The following is a 12,883-nucleotide window of genomic DNA, read 5'->3' as shown; positions in this document are numbered from 1 at the left end:
AGGGGCGGATCGTCGTGAGGGTCGTCCTGCTGGGCACCGCCGCCGGGGGCGGGTTCCCGCAGTGGAACTGCGCCTGCGCGCTGTGCGCCGCCGCCCGGGACGGCAAGCTGCCCTCCCGGACCCAGGAGTGCGTCGCGCTGACCGGCAACGGCCGGGACTGGTGGCTGCTCAACGCCTCCCCGGACATCCGCGCCCAGCTCACCGCCACGGCCGCGCTGTGGCCGGGACCGGGCCCCCGGGACTCCCCGGTGCGCGGCGTGCTGCTCACCGACGCGGAGGCCGACCACGTCACCGGCCTGACCGTGCTGCGCGGCGCGCCGGACCTCAAGGTGTACGCGGCCCCGCCGGTGCGGACGGTGCTGGCCCCGGCCCGGGGCGCCCTGGACAGCTACGCCCCCTGGGAGTGGGCCGACAGCCTGGCCGACGGCGGCTTCGTGCTGGCCGGCGGCCTGGTCGTCACCGCCCATCCGGTCGGCGCCAAGGTCCCGGCGTACGTCCCGGCCGCGCTCGCCGAATCCGACGGCCGCTGGGTCACGGCGTACCGCATCGAGGACCTGGCCACCGGGGGAGTGCTGCTGTACGCCCCCTGCGTCGGCTCCTGGAGCGACGTCCTGGACGAGCTCTGCGCGGAGGCCGACTGCGTCCTGCTGGACGGCACTTTCTTCACCGCCCGCGAGATGGGCAGCACGGTCCGCTCCGGTCCCCGCCGGCAGGCGGCGATGGGCCATCTCCCGGTCTCCGGCGCCCACGGCAGCCTTGCCGCCCTGGCCCGCCATCCCCGCACCCGCCGGATCTACACCCACCTCAACAACACCAACCCCCTGGTCGACCCGGCCTCCAGGGCCCGCGCCCAGGTGGCCGCGGAGGGCGTCGAGGTCCTCCCCGACGGGATCGAGTTCGCGCTCTAGCCCTCCGCGCCTTCGAGCATCCGCCCCAGTACCGCCCGCTGCAGCGGCCGTACCTCGGCGTGCAGGGCGCGGCCCTTCGGGGTGAGCGCGACCCATACGCCCCGCCGGTCCTCGACGCAGACCGAACGCTCCACCAGGCCGTCCTTCTCCAGCCGTCCGATCAGCCGGGAGAGGGCGCTCTGGCTCAGGTGGACCCGGCCCACCAGGTTCTGCACCCGGCAGTGGTCACCCTCGGCCGGGGTCTCGGTGGCGAGCAGGTCGAGCACCTCGAAATCGCTCGCGCCCAGCCCGTGCGGATGCAGCACCCGGTCGATCTCGCACATGGTGCGCGCGTGCACCGACAGGATGTCCCGCCACTGTTGCTCGAGCCGGGCCTCGGCCGTCTTCACTGCCATACCCGCACCGTAACACCGATCAAGCCAATTGTTGAGTGCGCAACTAGTGCGGGTGCAAGCAGTCTCAGGCCACCGGGTCCTGGAGCAGCCCCACCATGTTTCCGTCGGCGTCCTTCACCGAGGCGACCAGCCGCCCGTTGCCCACGTCCCGTGCGTCCTGGACCAGCTCGGCGCCCGCGGCCAGCAGCGCCGCGAGCCGCTCCCGCAGATCGGTGACGTGCCAGAACGGCGTCGGCCCGGTCAGGCCCTGGGCGTGCCCGTTGGGGTCGAGGCCGACATCCTGCCCGGCGGCCTTGAACCCGATGTAGTACGGCTCGTCGGCATACGGCTCGACGCCCAGCAGCGCACCGAACAGGGCCTTGGCCCGCGCCGCGTCCTTGACGGGGTAGATGATCGTCTGCACGCCTTCGCTCATGGCGCTCTCACTCCTCGCGATAAGGGAACCGGCGCTTTCCGGCCGGTGATCCCACGCTAGGACGGCGCCGCCCACCGCGGCTTCTCCAATCCTGACCGCTTGAGGAAGCGCCCCGAGGAAGCGCCCCGAAGGGGCGCTGGGGGAGGAACTGCGCGACCAGCCCCCACGCGGCCGCAGCCGCCCGACAACGCCCCCGGCACCCCGGACCGCGCCCGGCTCACGCGGACTCGCGCCGCACCAGCTCCGTCGGCAGGATCACCGCCGCCGGGTCCTCGCCCCCTATCTGGGCGAGCAGCACCCGGACCATCTCGTTGCTGATCCGGTCCCACGGCTGGCGGATGGTGGTGAGCTGGGGGGTCACCGCGGTGGCCGCCGGGGAGTCGTCGAAACCGCCGACAGCGATGTCATCCGGCACCCGCCGGCCGGCCCGCTGGAGCACCGCCAGCACGCCCTGCGCCATCAGGTCGGAGGCCACGAACACGGCGTCCAGGTCCGGGGCCTGCGCGAGCAGCCGCTCCGCCCCCGCCTCGCCGCTCGCCTTGCTGTAGTCCCCGGGCACGACGAGCGCCTCGTCGACCGCGATGCCCGCCTCGGTGAGGACCTCCTTGTACCCGGCGAGCCGCTCCACACCGCCCGGGGTGTCCAGCGGCCCGGTGATCATGCCGATCCGGCGGCGCCCCACGTTCAGCAGGTGCCGGACCATGTCCCGGGCGCCGTCCCGGTCGTCGGCGGCCACGTAGCTCACCTTCGAGCCGAGCCCGATCGGCTTGCCGCAGGCCACCAGCGGCACGCCCGCCTCGCGCAGCTCCTCCGCGACCGGGTCGCCGGAGTGACTCGACACCAGCAGCACCCCGTCGACGTGCCCCGCGGTGATGTACCGGGTGATCCGCCGCCGTTCGTCCTTCGTGCCCGCCAGCATCAGCAGCACCGGGATGTCGTGGCTCGCCAGCGCCTGCGTGCAACCGCTCAGCAGTACGTTGAAGTTCGGGTCCTCGAAGAACCGCTCCTGCGGCTCCGTCAGCAGGAAGCCGACCGAGTCCGAACGTCCGGTGATCAGCGAGCGGGCGTGCCGGTTCACGACGTAACCCGTCCTGCGGATGGCGTCGTTGACCGCCTCCGCAGCAGCCGGGCTGACGTAGTGCCCGCCGTTGAGCACCCGCGAGACGGTGCCCCGTGAGACACCGGCCTCGCGCGCCACGTCATGGATCGTCGGCGGTTTGCGCCGGCCCCCCGCACTACTGCTCATGGTCATGACTTTACGGCCCCGGACAGCAGGTCAAGGCTCCAGAAGCGCTGAACGACCAGGAAGAGTGCGATCAGCGGCAGTACGGCCAGGAACGCGCCGGTGATCACCAGGGTGTACAGCGCCGGGGTGTTGGCGCCCTGCTCCAGGAGCGTGTACAGACCGAGGGTGAGCGGGAACCTCTCGTCGTCGCTCAGCATGATGTAGGGCAGCAGGAAGTTGTTCCAGACGGCCACGAACTGGAACAGGAACACCGTGACCATGCCCGGGACCATCATCGGCAGCGCGATCCGGGTGAAGATCCGCCACTCGCTCGCCCCGTCCATCCGCCCGGCCTCCACCACGTCGGAGGGCACGGCCGCGGCCGCGTAGATCCGCGAGAGGTAGACGCCGTACGGCGAGAGGATCTGCGGCAGCAGCACGGACAGGTAGGAGTCCGTGAGGTTCGCCTTGGCGAGCAGCAGATACTGCGGGATGGCGAGGATGACCGGGGGCATCAGCACGCCGGCGAGCAGCACGTTGAAGATCGTCTCGCGGCCGCGGAAGCGGTAGGTCGCGAGCGCGTAGCCGCTGAAGGCGGACACCGCCGTCGACAGCAGGGCACCCAGGCCGGCGTAGAGGGCGGAGTTGCCCATCCAGTGCCAGTAGATGCCCGCGCGGTAGGCGTTGAGGTCCTTGAGGTTGTCCAGGAAGCCGGTGCCGGGCAGGAAGGTGAACGTGGAGAACAGCTCGCTGCCGGACTTGGTGGAGGCGATCACCACCCAGGCCACCGGGAGGAGCGTGTAGATCGCGCCGAGGACGAGCGTGAGCGTCGGGACCAGGGCGATGCGGCGGCGCAGCGGCGGTCCCTGTGCGGTGCCGGGCGTCGTTCCGGCGGCCGGGGCGGCCTTGCGGACGGCAAGAGAACTCATGCCGGTGCCTCCTGCTTGTTGCGGCGGTTCGCGGCCCGCAGGAAGCCGAAGGACAGCATCAGCGTGGCGAGGGCGATGAGGGTCGCCTCCGCCGCCGCGGAGTAGATGTCCCCCTTGGCGAAGGCGTCGACATACACCTTCATCAGCGGGCTCCAGGTCGTGTTGACCGAGTTGGTCAGGGGCTTGAGGGTGGTCGGCTCGTTGAACACCTGCAGCGTCGCGATGATCGAGAAGAAGAAGGTGAGCACCAGCGAGGGCGCCACCATCGGGATCTTGATCCGCAGGGCGGTCTGCAGCGGGGTGGCGCCGTCCAGCTTCGCCGCCTCGTGGACCTCGGCCGGGATCGACCTGAGCGAGGTGTAGATGACGATCATGTTGAAGCCGGTGCCGCCCCACACCGCGATGTTGGACAGGGCCAGGTACAGCGGCCCGCCGTCCAGCAGGTCGGGCTGCGGCAGGTGCAGCTTCGCGAGCACGTAGTAGAAGGGGCTGACGTCCGGCAGGTACAGGAAGCCCCACAGCAGCGCGGCCACCACGCCGGGGATGGCGTACGGCAGGAAGATCGCGAGCCGGGTGAACGGGGCGAGGCGGACCCGCTCGGAGTCGAGCATCAGGGCGAACAGGAGGGCGAGGCCCAGCATCACCGGGACGACGATGCAGCCGTAGCCGAGGACGCGCAGCGCACCGTCGTAGAACTCGTTGTCGGTGAGGGCGTCCTTGTAGTTCTCCAGGCCGGCCCAGACCTCCGTGCGGGCGCCCGCACCCAGGCCGAGCCCGGAGACGTGCACCTTGCGGAAGCTGAGCCAGACCGCGTACCCGATGGGCAGCGCGAAGAACAGGACGAAGAGGATCGCGGCGGGGATGAGGAAGGCATACGGGGCCCCCTTGACCCCGTACGGCTTCCTGACGGTGGGGCTCGTCACCGAGAGACCTCGAAGCCCTGCTTCTTCATGTCGGCGACCGTGTCGTCCTGCATCTTCTGCAGGGCGGCGGCGAAGTCCGACTTGTTCTTCGCGGCGGTGCCGAAGGCGTCGTTGAAGGACGTGTACGCGACGTTCACGTTCGGGCCCCAGGCGGAGGGCGCCGTGGTCTTCGCGATCTCGGCGGCCTTGGTGTAGAAGTCCGACTGGTTCGAGAAGTAGGCGGGCGGGCTGGCGAAGGCACCGCTGGTCTGGGCGTTCGTGGCGGCCGGGTAGATGCCGCTCTCCTTGGCAAGCGCGTTGAGCGCCTCGCCGTCGGTGTTCAGCCAGGCCGCGAACTTGGCGGCGGCCGCCTGGTGCTTGGAGTCGGTGGTGACGGCGGTCGAGGAGCCGCCCCAGCTGCCGGTGACCTTCTCGGACGCGGACCACTGGGGGAGCGGGGCCATCGCCCACTTGCCCTTGGTGTCGGGCGCGGCCGTGGTCAGCGTGCCCGGCGCCCACACGGCGGAGACCCAGGCGATCTGCTTGCCGGTGTCCAGCGCCTTGTTCCAGGCCGGGGTGTACATCGGCTGGTTGTCGATGACGCCCTCCTTGACCAGACCGCCCCAGAACGTGGCGACCTTCTGGGTGGCCGCGTCGTCGATGGCGACCTTCCACTTGTCGCCGGAGGTGGTCCACCACTTGGCGCCGGCCTGCTGGGCGAGGCCCGCGAAGAGGCCCGAGTCGTTGGCGGAGAACGTGGTCAGGTCGAGGCCGGGTGCCTTCTTCTTCAGCTGACGGGCGTCCTGGGCGAACTCGTCCCAGGTGGTCGGCACCTTGAGGCCGTACTTCTTGAACAGGTCCGCGCGGTAGTAGAACATCATCGGGCCGATGTCCTGCGGCACCGCGTACACCGCGTCCGTGCCCAGCGTGACCTGCTGCCAGACGCCGTCGGCGAACTTCGCCTTCGCGTCGCCGACCGATTTGGATATGTCGGCGACCGCGTCGTTGCTGACCAGCGTCGGCAGCGCCTGGTACTCGGCCTGCACCAGGTCGGGGCCGTTCTTGGCCTTGTGCGCGGTGAGGATCTTGGTGACCAGCGTGTCGCCGGACGCCTGCTTCTTCACCGTGACGGTGATCTGGTCCTTCTTGCCCTCGCCCTTGTTCCACAGGTCCACGACCTTGTCCATACCGGGCGCCCAGGCCCAGTACGTCAGCGAGACCGGACCGGAGTCCGCCTTGCTGTCGTCGTCGGACGAGCCGCAGGCGGCGAGGGCGGTGGCACCGAGCGAGACGGCGACGGCGGTTGTCACGAGGCGGCGGCGCTTCGTGTGCGGCATGGATCTCTCCCCTGACCTGGGCCCCCGCCCGTGGCGGGGGCCTGCCATGCAGATGTGTGAGCGTTCTCAGACCCGGATCATCGCCCGTCGCGAGTCCGTGTCATGCTCTGTGAGCGTTCACAGTAGAGAAACATCCCGGACACTTGTCAATGGTTGTTGCTGTGCGGTTATGTTGGGCTCGCGCCACGATCGGTGTGTGTGAACGTTCCCAAATGATCGATTAAACGGGAGAGATCCAATGCCGGACACCACCCCCAGGGGCCTGACCAGGCTCGCCTTCGGCGGGGACTACAACCCCGAGCAGTGGCCGGAAAGCGTCTGGCACGAGGACGTCCGGCTGATGCGCGAGGCCGGGGTCACGATGGTGAGCGTCGGGATCTTCTCCTGGGGCCTGCTGGAGCCTGCGCCGGGGGAGTACGACTTCGGCTGGCTCGACCGGGTCCTCGACCTGCTGCACGAGAACGGCATCCGCGTCGACCTCGGCACCCCCACCGTGGCACCGCCCGCCTGGTTCTACCGCGCCCACCCCGAGGCCCTGCCGGTGACCGCGGAGGGCGTGCGCTACGAGTTCGGCTCGCGCGGCGCCATCTGCCACTCCAACGCCGACTACCGCGCCGCCGCCGCGAACATCACCACCCGTCTGGCCGAGCGCTACGGCCACCACCCGGCGCTCGCGCTGTGGCACGTCCACAACGAGTACGGCGTCCCGGTCTCGGCCTGCTACTGCGACTCCTGCGCCGCCCACTTCCGCCGCTGGCTCGCGGGCGCCCACGGGACAGTCGACGCCGTCAACGAGGCCTGGGGCACGGCCTTCTGGGGTCAGCACTACACCGACCTGGCACAGATCAACCCGCCGCGCGTCACCCCGACCGTGGTCAACCCCGGCCAGGCCCTCGACTACAAGCGGTTCGCCGACGCCACCATCCGCGAGAACTTCCGCATGGAGCGGGACATCCTGCACCGCCTCTCGCCCGGCGTCCCGGTGACCACCAACTTCATGACCGCCCTGAGCCAGTGCGACTCCATGGACTACTGGGCCTGGGGCCGCGAGGTCGACCTGGTCACCAACGACCACTACCTGATCACCGACGGGCGCCGCACCCACGTCAACCTCGCCATGGCCGCCGACCTCACCCGCTCGGTCGCCGGCGGCGCCCCCTGGCTGCTCCTCGAACACTCCACCTCGGGCGTCAACTGGCAGCCCCGCAACCCCGCGAAGGGCCCCGGCCAGATGGCCCGCAACTCCCTCGCGCACGTGGCCCGCGGCTCCGACGGCGCCATGTTCTTCCAGTGGCGTCAGTCCCGGCGCGGCGCCGAGAAGTTCCACTCCGCGATGCTCCCGCACGGCGGCACGGAGACCCGGGTGTGGCGCGAGGTCGTCGGACTCGGCGCCTCCATCGACTCGTTGACCCGGATCAGGGGCACCCGAACCCAGGCCGACGTCGCCGTCCTGTGGGACTGGCAGTCCTGGTGGGCGCAGAACCTCCAGTGGCGCCCCAGCGAGGACCACGACCCGCGCGAACGCGCCGACGCCTTCTACGAGGCCCTCTACGACCGCCACCTCACCGTCGACTTCGCCCACCCGGAAAGCGACTTGTCGGCCTATCCCCTTGTCGTCGTACCGGCCCTGTACCTGATGACGGAGGCGGCCGGGAACAACCTTCGCGAGTACGTCGCGAACGGCGGCACGCTGGTCGTCTCGTACTTCTCGGGGATCGTCGACGAGCACGACGCGGTGCACGAGGGCGCCTACCCCGGCACCCTCCGTGAGACCCTGGGCCTCACGGTCGAGGAGTTCTCCCCGCTCCTGACGGACCAGCGGGTGCGGCTGACCGGCACCGACGGCTCCGAGCTGACCGGTGACGTGTGGACCGAGTTCGTCGTCCCGGACGGTGCCGAGACCGTATGGAGCTACGCCGACGGCCTCACCGCCCGCCGGCCCGCGGTCACCCGGCACCGGCTGGGGGAGGGCACCGCCTGGTACGTGTCGACGCGCCTGGACGCGCACGGCCTCGACGCCCTGCTCGGCCGGGCCGCCGAGGACGCACGGATCGCGCCCCGCGCCGAACTGCCCCGCGACGTCGAGGTGGTCCGCCGCACCGGCGAGTCCGGGAGCTTTCTCTTCGCGATCAACCACACCGCCACCGACGCCAAGGTGCCGCTGGAGGCGCACGGCACCGAGCTGCTGACGGGCGAACGCGCCGCGGGCCGCCTCGCGGTCCCCGCGGGCACCGTCCGGGTCGTACGACTCGACGGCTGAGCCCGCCCGCCGGGCCGGGCAGCGCCGCCGGCCCGGACCCGCCGAGACTCCCCTCCGTCCGCGAGTGCCACGAGAGCCGCGGGCGGAGGGGCCTCTCCTCCGGCCCGGCCGGAGGACACCCCACCCCAGTCACGTCGAAGGGACGACGGACGATGATGTTCCATCCCAGACGCACCCTCAGAGCCCTGCTGCTGCCGCTCCTGGCCGGGCTCGCCCTCACCGCCCTCCCGGCGCAGACCGCCCAGGCGGCGAGCACCCTCACCAACGGCGGCTTCGAGTCGGACGGTGCGGGCGTGGCCACGCCCACCGGCTGGTCGGAGTACGGCGACACGGGCGCCTCGTACACCGAGTCCGGCGGCCACAGCGGCAGTTACCGCCTCAGCCACTACTCGGCCTCCGCCTACAAGGTGGAGACGTACCAGTACCTGTCGGGGCTGACCAACGGGAACTACACGCTCACCGCCTGGACCCGCTCCAGCGGCGGGCAGAACTCCGCGTACATATCCCTGAAGAACTGCGGGAGTTCGGAGCAGCGGACCGACCTGCCGGTCTCCACCAGCAGCTGGGTGCGGATCGTCACCTCGATCGCGGTCACCAACAACCAGTGCACGATCAGCATCTACTCGGACGCCAACGCGGGCAACTGGATCAACGTCGACGACCTGACCTTCGCCTCCGGGTCGACCGGTCTGTCCATCAAGGGCGCCGACATCTCGTCACTGGCCAAGAGTGAGGCCAAGGGCGGCGTCTACAAGACCAGTTCCGGCACCGCCGGGGACGCGGTCACCATCCTCAAGAACGCAGGGATGAACTACGCGCGCCTGAAGGTCTGGGTCAACCCGGCCGACGGCTACAACGACAAGGCGCACGTCCTGGCCATGGCCAAGCGGATCAAGGCGGCCGGCATGAAGCTGCTGGTCGACTTCCACTACTCGGACAGCTGGGCCGACCCGGGCAAGCAGACCAAGCCCGCCGCCTGGTCCGGCCACTCCTACAGCCAGCTCAAGACCGACGTCTACAACCACACCTACGACGTCCTCAACGCGCTGAAGTCCCAGGGCACCACCGCCGACATGGTCCAGATCGGCAACGAGATCAACGGCGGCATGCTCTGGTCCGAGGGCTCGACGAGCAACTGGTCCCAGCTCGCCGGCCTCATCAACTCCGGCTACAGCGCGGCCAAGGCGGTCTCCTCCGCCACCCAGGTCGCCCTGCACCTGGCCAACGCGGGCGACGACGCCACGGTCCGCTGGTGGTTCGACAACGCCAAGACCTACGGCATCGACTACGACGTGATCGGGCTGTCGTACTACGGCTACTGGCACGGCTCGCTGGCCGCCGCCCAGACCACCCTGGACGACGTGGCCTCCCGCTACTCCAAGCCGGTCTTCGTCGCCGAGACCGCCTACCCGTTCACCCTCGCCCAGGACGACTCCCTGGAGAACCAGATCGACACCAGCAGCGAACTGGTCACCGGCTACCCGGCCACCGCCGCGGGCCAGCTGGCCTGGATGAACGCCGTCGCGAACATCGTCGAGGCCGTCCCGAACGGCCGCGGCCTCGGCGTCTTCTACTGGGAGGCGACCTGGACCGCCGTCACCGGCAACGGCTGGGACCCGACCGACGCCACGTCCGGCAACGGCTGGGAGAACCAGGCCCTGTTCGGCTACGACGACAAGGCGCTGTCCTCCATGGCGTGGTTCAGCCACCGCTGAACCACCACTGACGGGGGCCCGGCCGTAAGGGGACGGCCGGGCCCCTCCGCCCCGTCCGGGAGCCGGGGTGCCGGCAAGCCCACGACCGGCCGACCCCGTACGGCCGTTCGATCTCGGACATCGCGCCCGGACTCCGTCCCGCGGGCGCTTCGGCTGCGGGACAGTGGGAACACACACTGCGAGGAGGCAGGGACGGAGGCCGGTCGGATGCTGAGGAACGCCACGAGCGCAAGCCGCCTGGAGATCCTGGACTGGCTCAAGGATCCGGTGGCCCACTTCCCGCCCCAGCGCCACGCCGACCTCGCCGAGGACGGCGTCACCGTCCGGGCCGTCGCCGCCAAGCTCGGGGTCTCCCGCAAGGTCGCCGGCACCCATCTGGGCCTGCTGGCCCGGCTCGGCCTGCTCCGCACCAAGCGCATCCGGCACCGGGTCTACTACCGGCGCGACGAGGTCCGGATCGCCGAAGTGGCCCGGATGTTCGAGAAGGGCTGGTGAGAGCGGTCACCCCTGCCACCATGGCTCCCATGGACCGACCCACGCGCCTCGTCCCCCTCCACTACGTCGCCGTCGGCGGCCGCGGCCCGGAGGACGTGGTGACGGATCCGGACGGCCGGATCCTCACCGGCGTCGAGGACGGCCGGATCCTGCGCCTGGACGGGCTCGGCGACCCGGACACCGCCCGGGTCCGCACCCTCGCCCGGACCGGCGGCCGCCCGCTCGGACTCGACCTCCTCCCCGACGGCGACCTGCTGGTCTGCGACGCGGAGCGGGGCCTGCTGCGCGTCGGACTCGCGGACGGCGCCGTCCACGTGCTCGCCGACACGGTCGAGGGCGAGCCGCTGCGGTTCGCGAGCAACGTGGTCGCCCTGCCCGACGGCACCGTGTACTTCACCGCCTCCAGCCGCCGGTACCCCCTCGCCCAGTGGATCGGCGACATCGTCGAGCACAGCGGCACCGGCCGCCTGCTGCGTCTCGCACCGGGTGCGCGCACGGCCGAAGTGGCCTGGGAGGGCTTCCAGTTCGCCAACGGGCTGACCGTGAGCGGCGACGGCACCTTCCTGATCGTCGCCGAGACCGGCGGGTACCGCCTCACCCGCTACTGGCTCACCGGCCCGCGGGCCGGCCGCGCCGAGTTCTTCGCCGAGCTCCCCGGCATGCCCGACAACATCTGGCGCGACGGAGACCTCCTCTGGGTCGCCCTCGCGGGCCCGCGCAACCCCCCGCTCGACGTCTTCCACCACGGCCCCCTCGCCGTCCGCCGGGCGGCCGCCCGGGCCGCCGTGCACGCCCCCTACCGCCCCGTCGGCACCGTGGCCGTCATCGCGCTCGACGACCACGGCCGGGTCGTCCACCACCTGGCCCGCCGCAACTCCGGCTTCCGCATGGTCACCAGCGTCTGCCGGACCGGCCGGCACCTGGTTCTCGGCAGCGTCCGGGAGCCCGGCGTCGCGATCTGCGCGGCCCCCACCGCGAAGTGACCGCCGGGTACGCCCGGCGGTACCCTGAGGCACCCGTAAGGGGCGGTGCCGAACAGGAGACGTACGACCATGACAGCCCCGGAAGCCGAGAGCCTCCGAGTCCAGCCGAGCCCCCGGCGGCGGCCCGGGTGGCGTGCCCAGGCACCGGTCGTCGCGGTGGTCGCCGTCGGCGGCGCGATCGGCGCGGTGGCCCGCTACGGCCTGGCCCTGGCCCTGCCCACGGCCGCCGGGGGATTCCCCTGGGCGACCTTCTGGACGAACGTCATCGGCTGCGCGGTGATCGGCGCGTTCCTGGTCCTGATCACCGAGGGACTCCCCGCGCACCGCCTGGTCCGCCCGTTCTTCGGCACCGGCGTGCTCGGCGGCTTCACCACCTTCTCCACCTACGCCGTCGACATCCAGAAACTCGTCGACCACGGCCGGCCCGCCACCGGGCTGGCGTATCTGGCCGCGACCCTGTGCGCGGCCCTCGCGGCGGTGTGGTGCGCGGCGACCGTGACCCGCCGTGTCCTCACCCGGAGGCAGCGATGACGAGACTGACCGGCCGCGCCCTGCGCCTGACCGTCTACATCGGCGAGGACGACATCTGGCACCACAAGCCCCTCTACACGGAGATCGTGCACCGCGCCCACGCGGCCGGACTCGCGGGCGCCAGCGTCTTCCGGGGCATCGAGGGCTTCGGCGCCTCCTCCCGCATCCACACCTCCAGGCTCCTGTCGCTGAGCGAGGACCTGCCGGTGGCGGTCGTCGTCGTGGACACGGAGGAGCGGGTCCGGGCGTTCCTGCCGCAGCTCGACGAACTGGTGACCGAGGGGCTCGTGACCTTGGACGACTGCGAGGTCATCCGGTATGTGGGCCGGGCGGAAGAAGGCGGCGAATCGGACGTGAAGGGTAAGAAGTCGTTGTGAACTGGCTGTTGGTGGTCCTCGGTGCCATGGTCGGTGCTCCGCTCCGCTACCTCACCGACCGCGCCGTCCAGGCCAGGCACGACTCCGTCTTCCCCTGGGGCACCTTCGTGGTCAATGTCACGGGTTGTCTGATTCTTGGCCTCCTGACCGGTGCGGCCTCGGCGGGCGCCGCGAGTCCGCACCTCCAGCTGCTCCTCGGCACCGGGCTGTGCGGGGCGCTGACGACGTACTCGACGTTCTCCTACGAGACCCTCCGGCTGACCGAGACCGGCGCCGGGCTCTACGCTGCCGCCAACGTCGTCGCGAGCCTCGCGGCGGGGCTCGGGGCGGCCTTCGCCGGGGTGGCGATCGCCCCATCGGTGTGGGCCTAGGACTTGCTTCACACCCGCCCGCTGTAGGACTGTCTACAGC

Annotated in this window: 14 protein-coding genes; 8 read left to right on the top strand and 6 right to left on the bottom strand. The window is 71.0% G+C overall.

Translation table 11 applies throughout. The annotated features are described in order from the left end of the window. Positions 1-14: 14 nt before the first annotated feature. Entirely contained in the window at positions 15-908 is an 894-nt protein-coding gene (gene pqqB, locus ACZ4UV_RS23090; protein WP_451023293.1) for a pyrroloquinoline quinone biosynthesis protein PqqB, read from the top strand. Here pqqB and ACZ4UV_RS23085 read toward each other — a convergent pair. The 6 genes from ACZ4UV_RS23085 to ACZ4UV_RS23060 form a co-directional block, all read right to left on the bottom strand. Then, entirely contained in the window at positions 905-1,303 is a 399-nt protein-coding gene (locus tag ACZ4UV_RS23085) for a MarR family winged helix-turn-helix transcriptional regulator (protein ID WP_467840260.1), read from the bottom strand. The two genes, pqqB and ACZ4UV_RS23085, sit on opposite strands and share 4 nt — an antisense overlap. A gap of 64 nt (positions 1,304-1,367) precedes the next feature. Further along, positions 1,368-1,718, bottom strand: coding sequence for a VOC family protein (locus ACZ4UV_RS23080; protein WP_351492934.1), 351 nt, complete (start codon positions 1,716-1,718; stop codon positions 1,368-1,370). Between the two features lie 217 nt (positions 1,719-1,935). Next, entirely contained in the window at positions 1,936-2,970 is a 1,035-nt protein-coding gene (locus ACZ4UV_RS23075; protein ID WP_467840257.1) for a LacI family DNA-binding transcriptional regulator, read from the bottom strand. Next, the gene (locus ACZ4UV_RS23070) at positions 2,967-3,872 is read right to left on the bottom strand and encodes a carbohydrate ABC transporter permease (RefSeq protein WP_451020739.1); all 906 of its coding nucleotides are present in this window, start codon (positions 3,870-3,872) and stop codon (positions 2,967-2,969) included. The genes ACZ4UV_RS23075 and ACZ4UV_RS23070 overlap by 4 nt, the downstream gene beginning before the upstream one ends. Then, on the bottom strand, positions 3,869-4,795 hold the full coding sequence (locus tag ACZ4UV_RS23065; protein ID WP_451020740.1) for a carbohydrate ABC transporter permease: 927 nt from the start codon (positions 4,793-4,795) through the stop codon (positions 3,869-3,871). The genes ACZ4UV_RS23070 and ACZ4UV_RS23065 overlap by 4 nt, the downstream gene beginning before the upstream one ends. Next, entirely contained in the window at positions 4,792-6,111 is a 1,320-nt protein-coding gene (locus tag ACZ4UV_RS23060; RefSeq protein ID WP_467840252.1) for an ABC transporter substrate-binding protein, read from the bottom strand. The genes ACZ4UV_RS23065 and ACZ4UV_RS23060 overlap by 4 nt, the downstream gene beginning before the upstream one ends. Positions 6,112-6,349: 238 nt before the next feature. Here ACZ4UV_RS23060 and ACZ4UV_RS23055 point away from each other — a divergent pair, with 238 nt between their 5' ends. The 7 genes from ACZ4UV_RS23055 (at position 6,350) to crcB (ACZ4UV_RS23025) (ending at position 12,843) form a co-directional block, all read left to right on the top strand. After that, complete coding sequence (locus ACZ4UV_RS23055) at positions 6,350-8,371, top strand: beta-galactosidase (protein WP_467840249.1); 2,022 nt, start codon at positions 6,350-6,352, stop codon at positions 8,369-8,371. Between the two features lie 155 nt (positions 8,372-8,526). Beyond that, positions 8,527-10,086, top strand: coding sequence for a glycoside hydrolase family 53 protein (locus tag ACZ4UV_RS23050; protein WP_451020748.1), 1,560 nt, complete (start codon positions 8,527-8,529; stop codon positions 10,084-10,086). Between the two features lie 207 nt (positions 10,087-10,293). Beyond that, positions 10,294-10,581, top strand: a complete 288-nt coding sequence (locus tag ACZ4UV_RS23045; RefSeq protein ID WP_351492922.1) for an ArsR family transcriptional regulator — start codon at positions 10,294-10,296, stop codon at positions 10,579-10,581. Positions 10,582-10,610: 29 nt separating this feature from the next. Continuing rightward, positions 10,611-11,564, top strand: coding sequence for an SMP-30/gluconolactonase/LRE family protein (locus tag ACZ4UV_RS23040; RefSeq protein WP_467840246.1), 954 nt, complete (start codon positions 10,611-10,613; stop codon positions 11,562-11,564). A gap of 69 nt (positions 11,565-11,633) precedes the next feature. Then, on the top strand, positions 11,634-12,095 hold the full coding sequence (gene crcB / locus ACZ4UV_RS23035; protein WP_451020744.1) for a fluoride efflux transporter CrcB: 462 nt from the start codon (positions 11,634-11,636) through the stop codon (positions 12,093-12,095). Beyond that, positions 12,092-12,472 carry a DUF190 domain-containing protein gene (locus ACZ4UV_RS23030; protein ID WP_467840242.1) on the top strand — a complete coding sequence of 127 codons (381 nt, stop codon included), beginning with the start codon at positions 12,092-12,094 and terminating at the stop codon, positions 12,470-12,472. Before crcB (ACZ4UV_RS23035) ends, ACZ4UV_RS23030 begins: the two co-directional genes overlap by 4 nt. Continuing rightward, complete coding sequence (gene crcB, locus ACZ4UV_RS23025; RefSeq protein WP_390039450.1) at positions 12,469-12,843, top strand: fluoride efflux transporter CrcB; 375 nt, start codon at positions 12,469-12,471, stop codon at positions 12,841-12,843. The genes ACZ4UV_RS23030 and crcB (ACZ4UV_RS23025) overlap by 4 nt, the downstream gene beginning before the upstream one ends. Positions 12,844-12,883 lie beyond the last annotated feature (40 nt).

This window comes from Streptomyces sp. NPDC028289, from assembly GCF_055565975.1.
This window is presented reverse-complemented; position numbering and strand designations above follow the sequence as displayed.

Coding starts and splice junctions, on each gene's coding strand:
- ACZ4UV_RS23030 (WP_467840242.1), top strand. CDS start 12,092: ATGACGAGACTGACCGGCCGCGCCCTGCGCCTGACCGTCTACATCGGC.
- ACZ4UV_RS23070 (WP_451020739.1), bottom strand. CDS start 3,872: ATGAGTTCTCTTGCCGTCCGCAAGGCCGCCCCGGCCGCCGGAACGACG.
- ACZ4UV_RS23045 (WP_351492922.1), top strand. CDS start 10,294: ATGCTGAGGAACGCCACGAGCGCAAGCCGCCTGGAGATCCTGGACTGG.
- ACZ4UV_RS23060 (WP_467840252.1), bottom strand. CDS start 6,111: ATGCCGCACACGAAGCGCCGCCGCCTCGTGACAACCGCCGTCGCCGTC.
- ACZ4UV_RS23055 (WP_467840249.1), top strand. CDS start 6,350: ATGCCGGACACCACCCCCAGGGGCCTGACCAGGCTCGCCTTCGGCGGG.
- ACZ4UV_RS23075 (WP_467840257.1), bottom strand. CDS start 2,970: ATGACCATGAGCAGTAGTGCGGGGGGCCGGCGCAAACCGCCGACGATC.
- crcB (WP_451020744.1), top strand. CDS start 11,634: ATGACAGCCCCGGAAGCCGAGAGCCTCCGAGTCCAGCCGAGCCCCCGG.
- ACZ4UV_RS23050 (WP_451020748.1), top strand. CDS start 8,527: ATGTTCCATCCCAGACGCACCCTCAGAGCCCTGCTGCTGCCGCTCCTG.
- ACZ4UV_RS23080 (WP_351492934.1), bottom strand. CDS start 1,718: ATGAGCGAAGGCGTGCAGACGATCATCTACCCCGTCAAGGACGCGGCG.
- ACZ4UV_RS23085 (WP_467840260.1), bottom strand. CDS start 1,303: ATGGCAGTGAAGACGGCCGAGGCCCGGCTCGAGCAACAGTGGCGGGAC.
- ACZ4UV_RS23040 (WP_467840246.1), top strand. CDS start 10,611: ATGGACCGACCCACGCGCCTCGTCCCCCTCCACTACGTCGCCGTCGGC.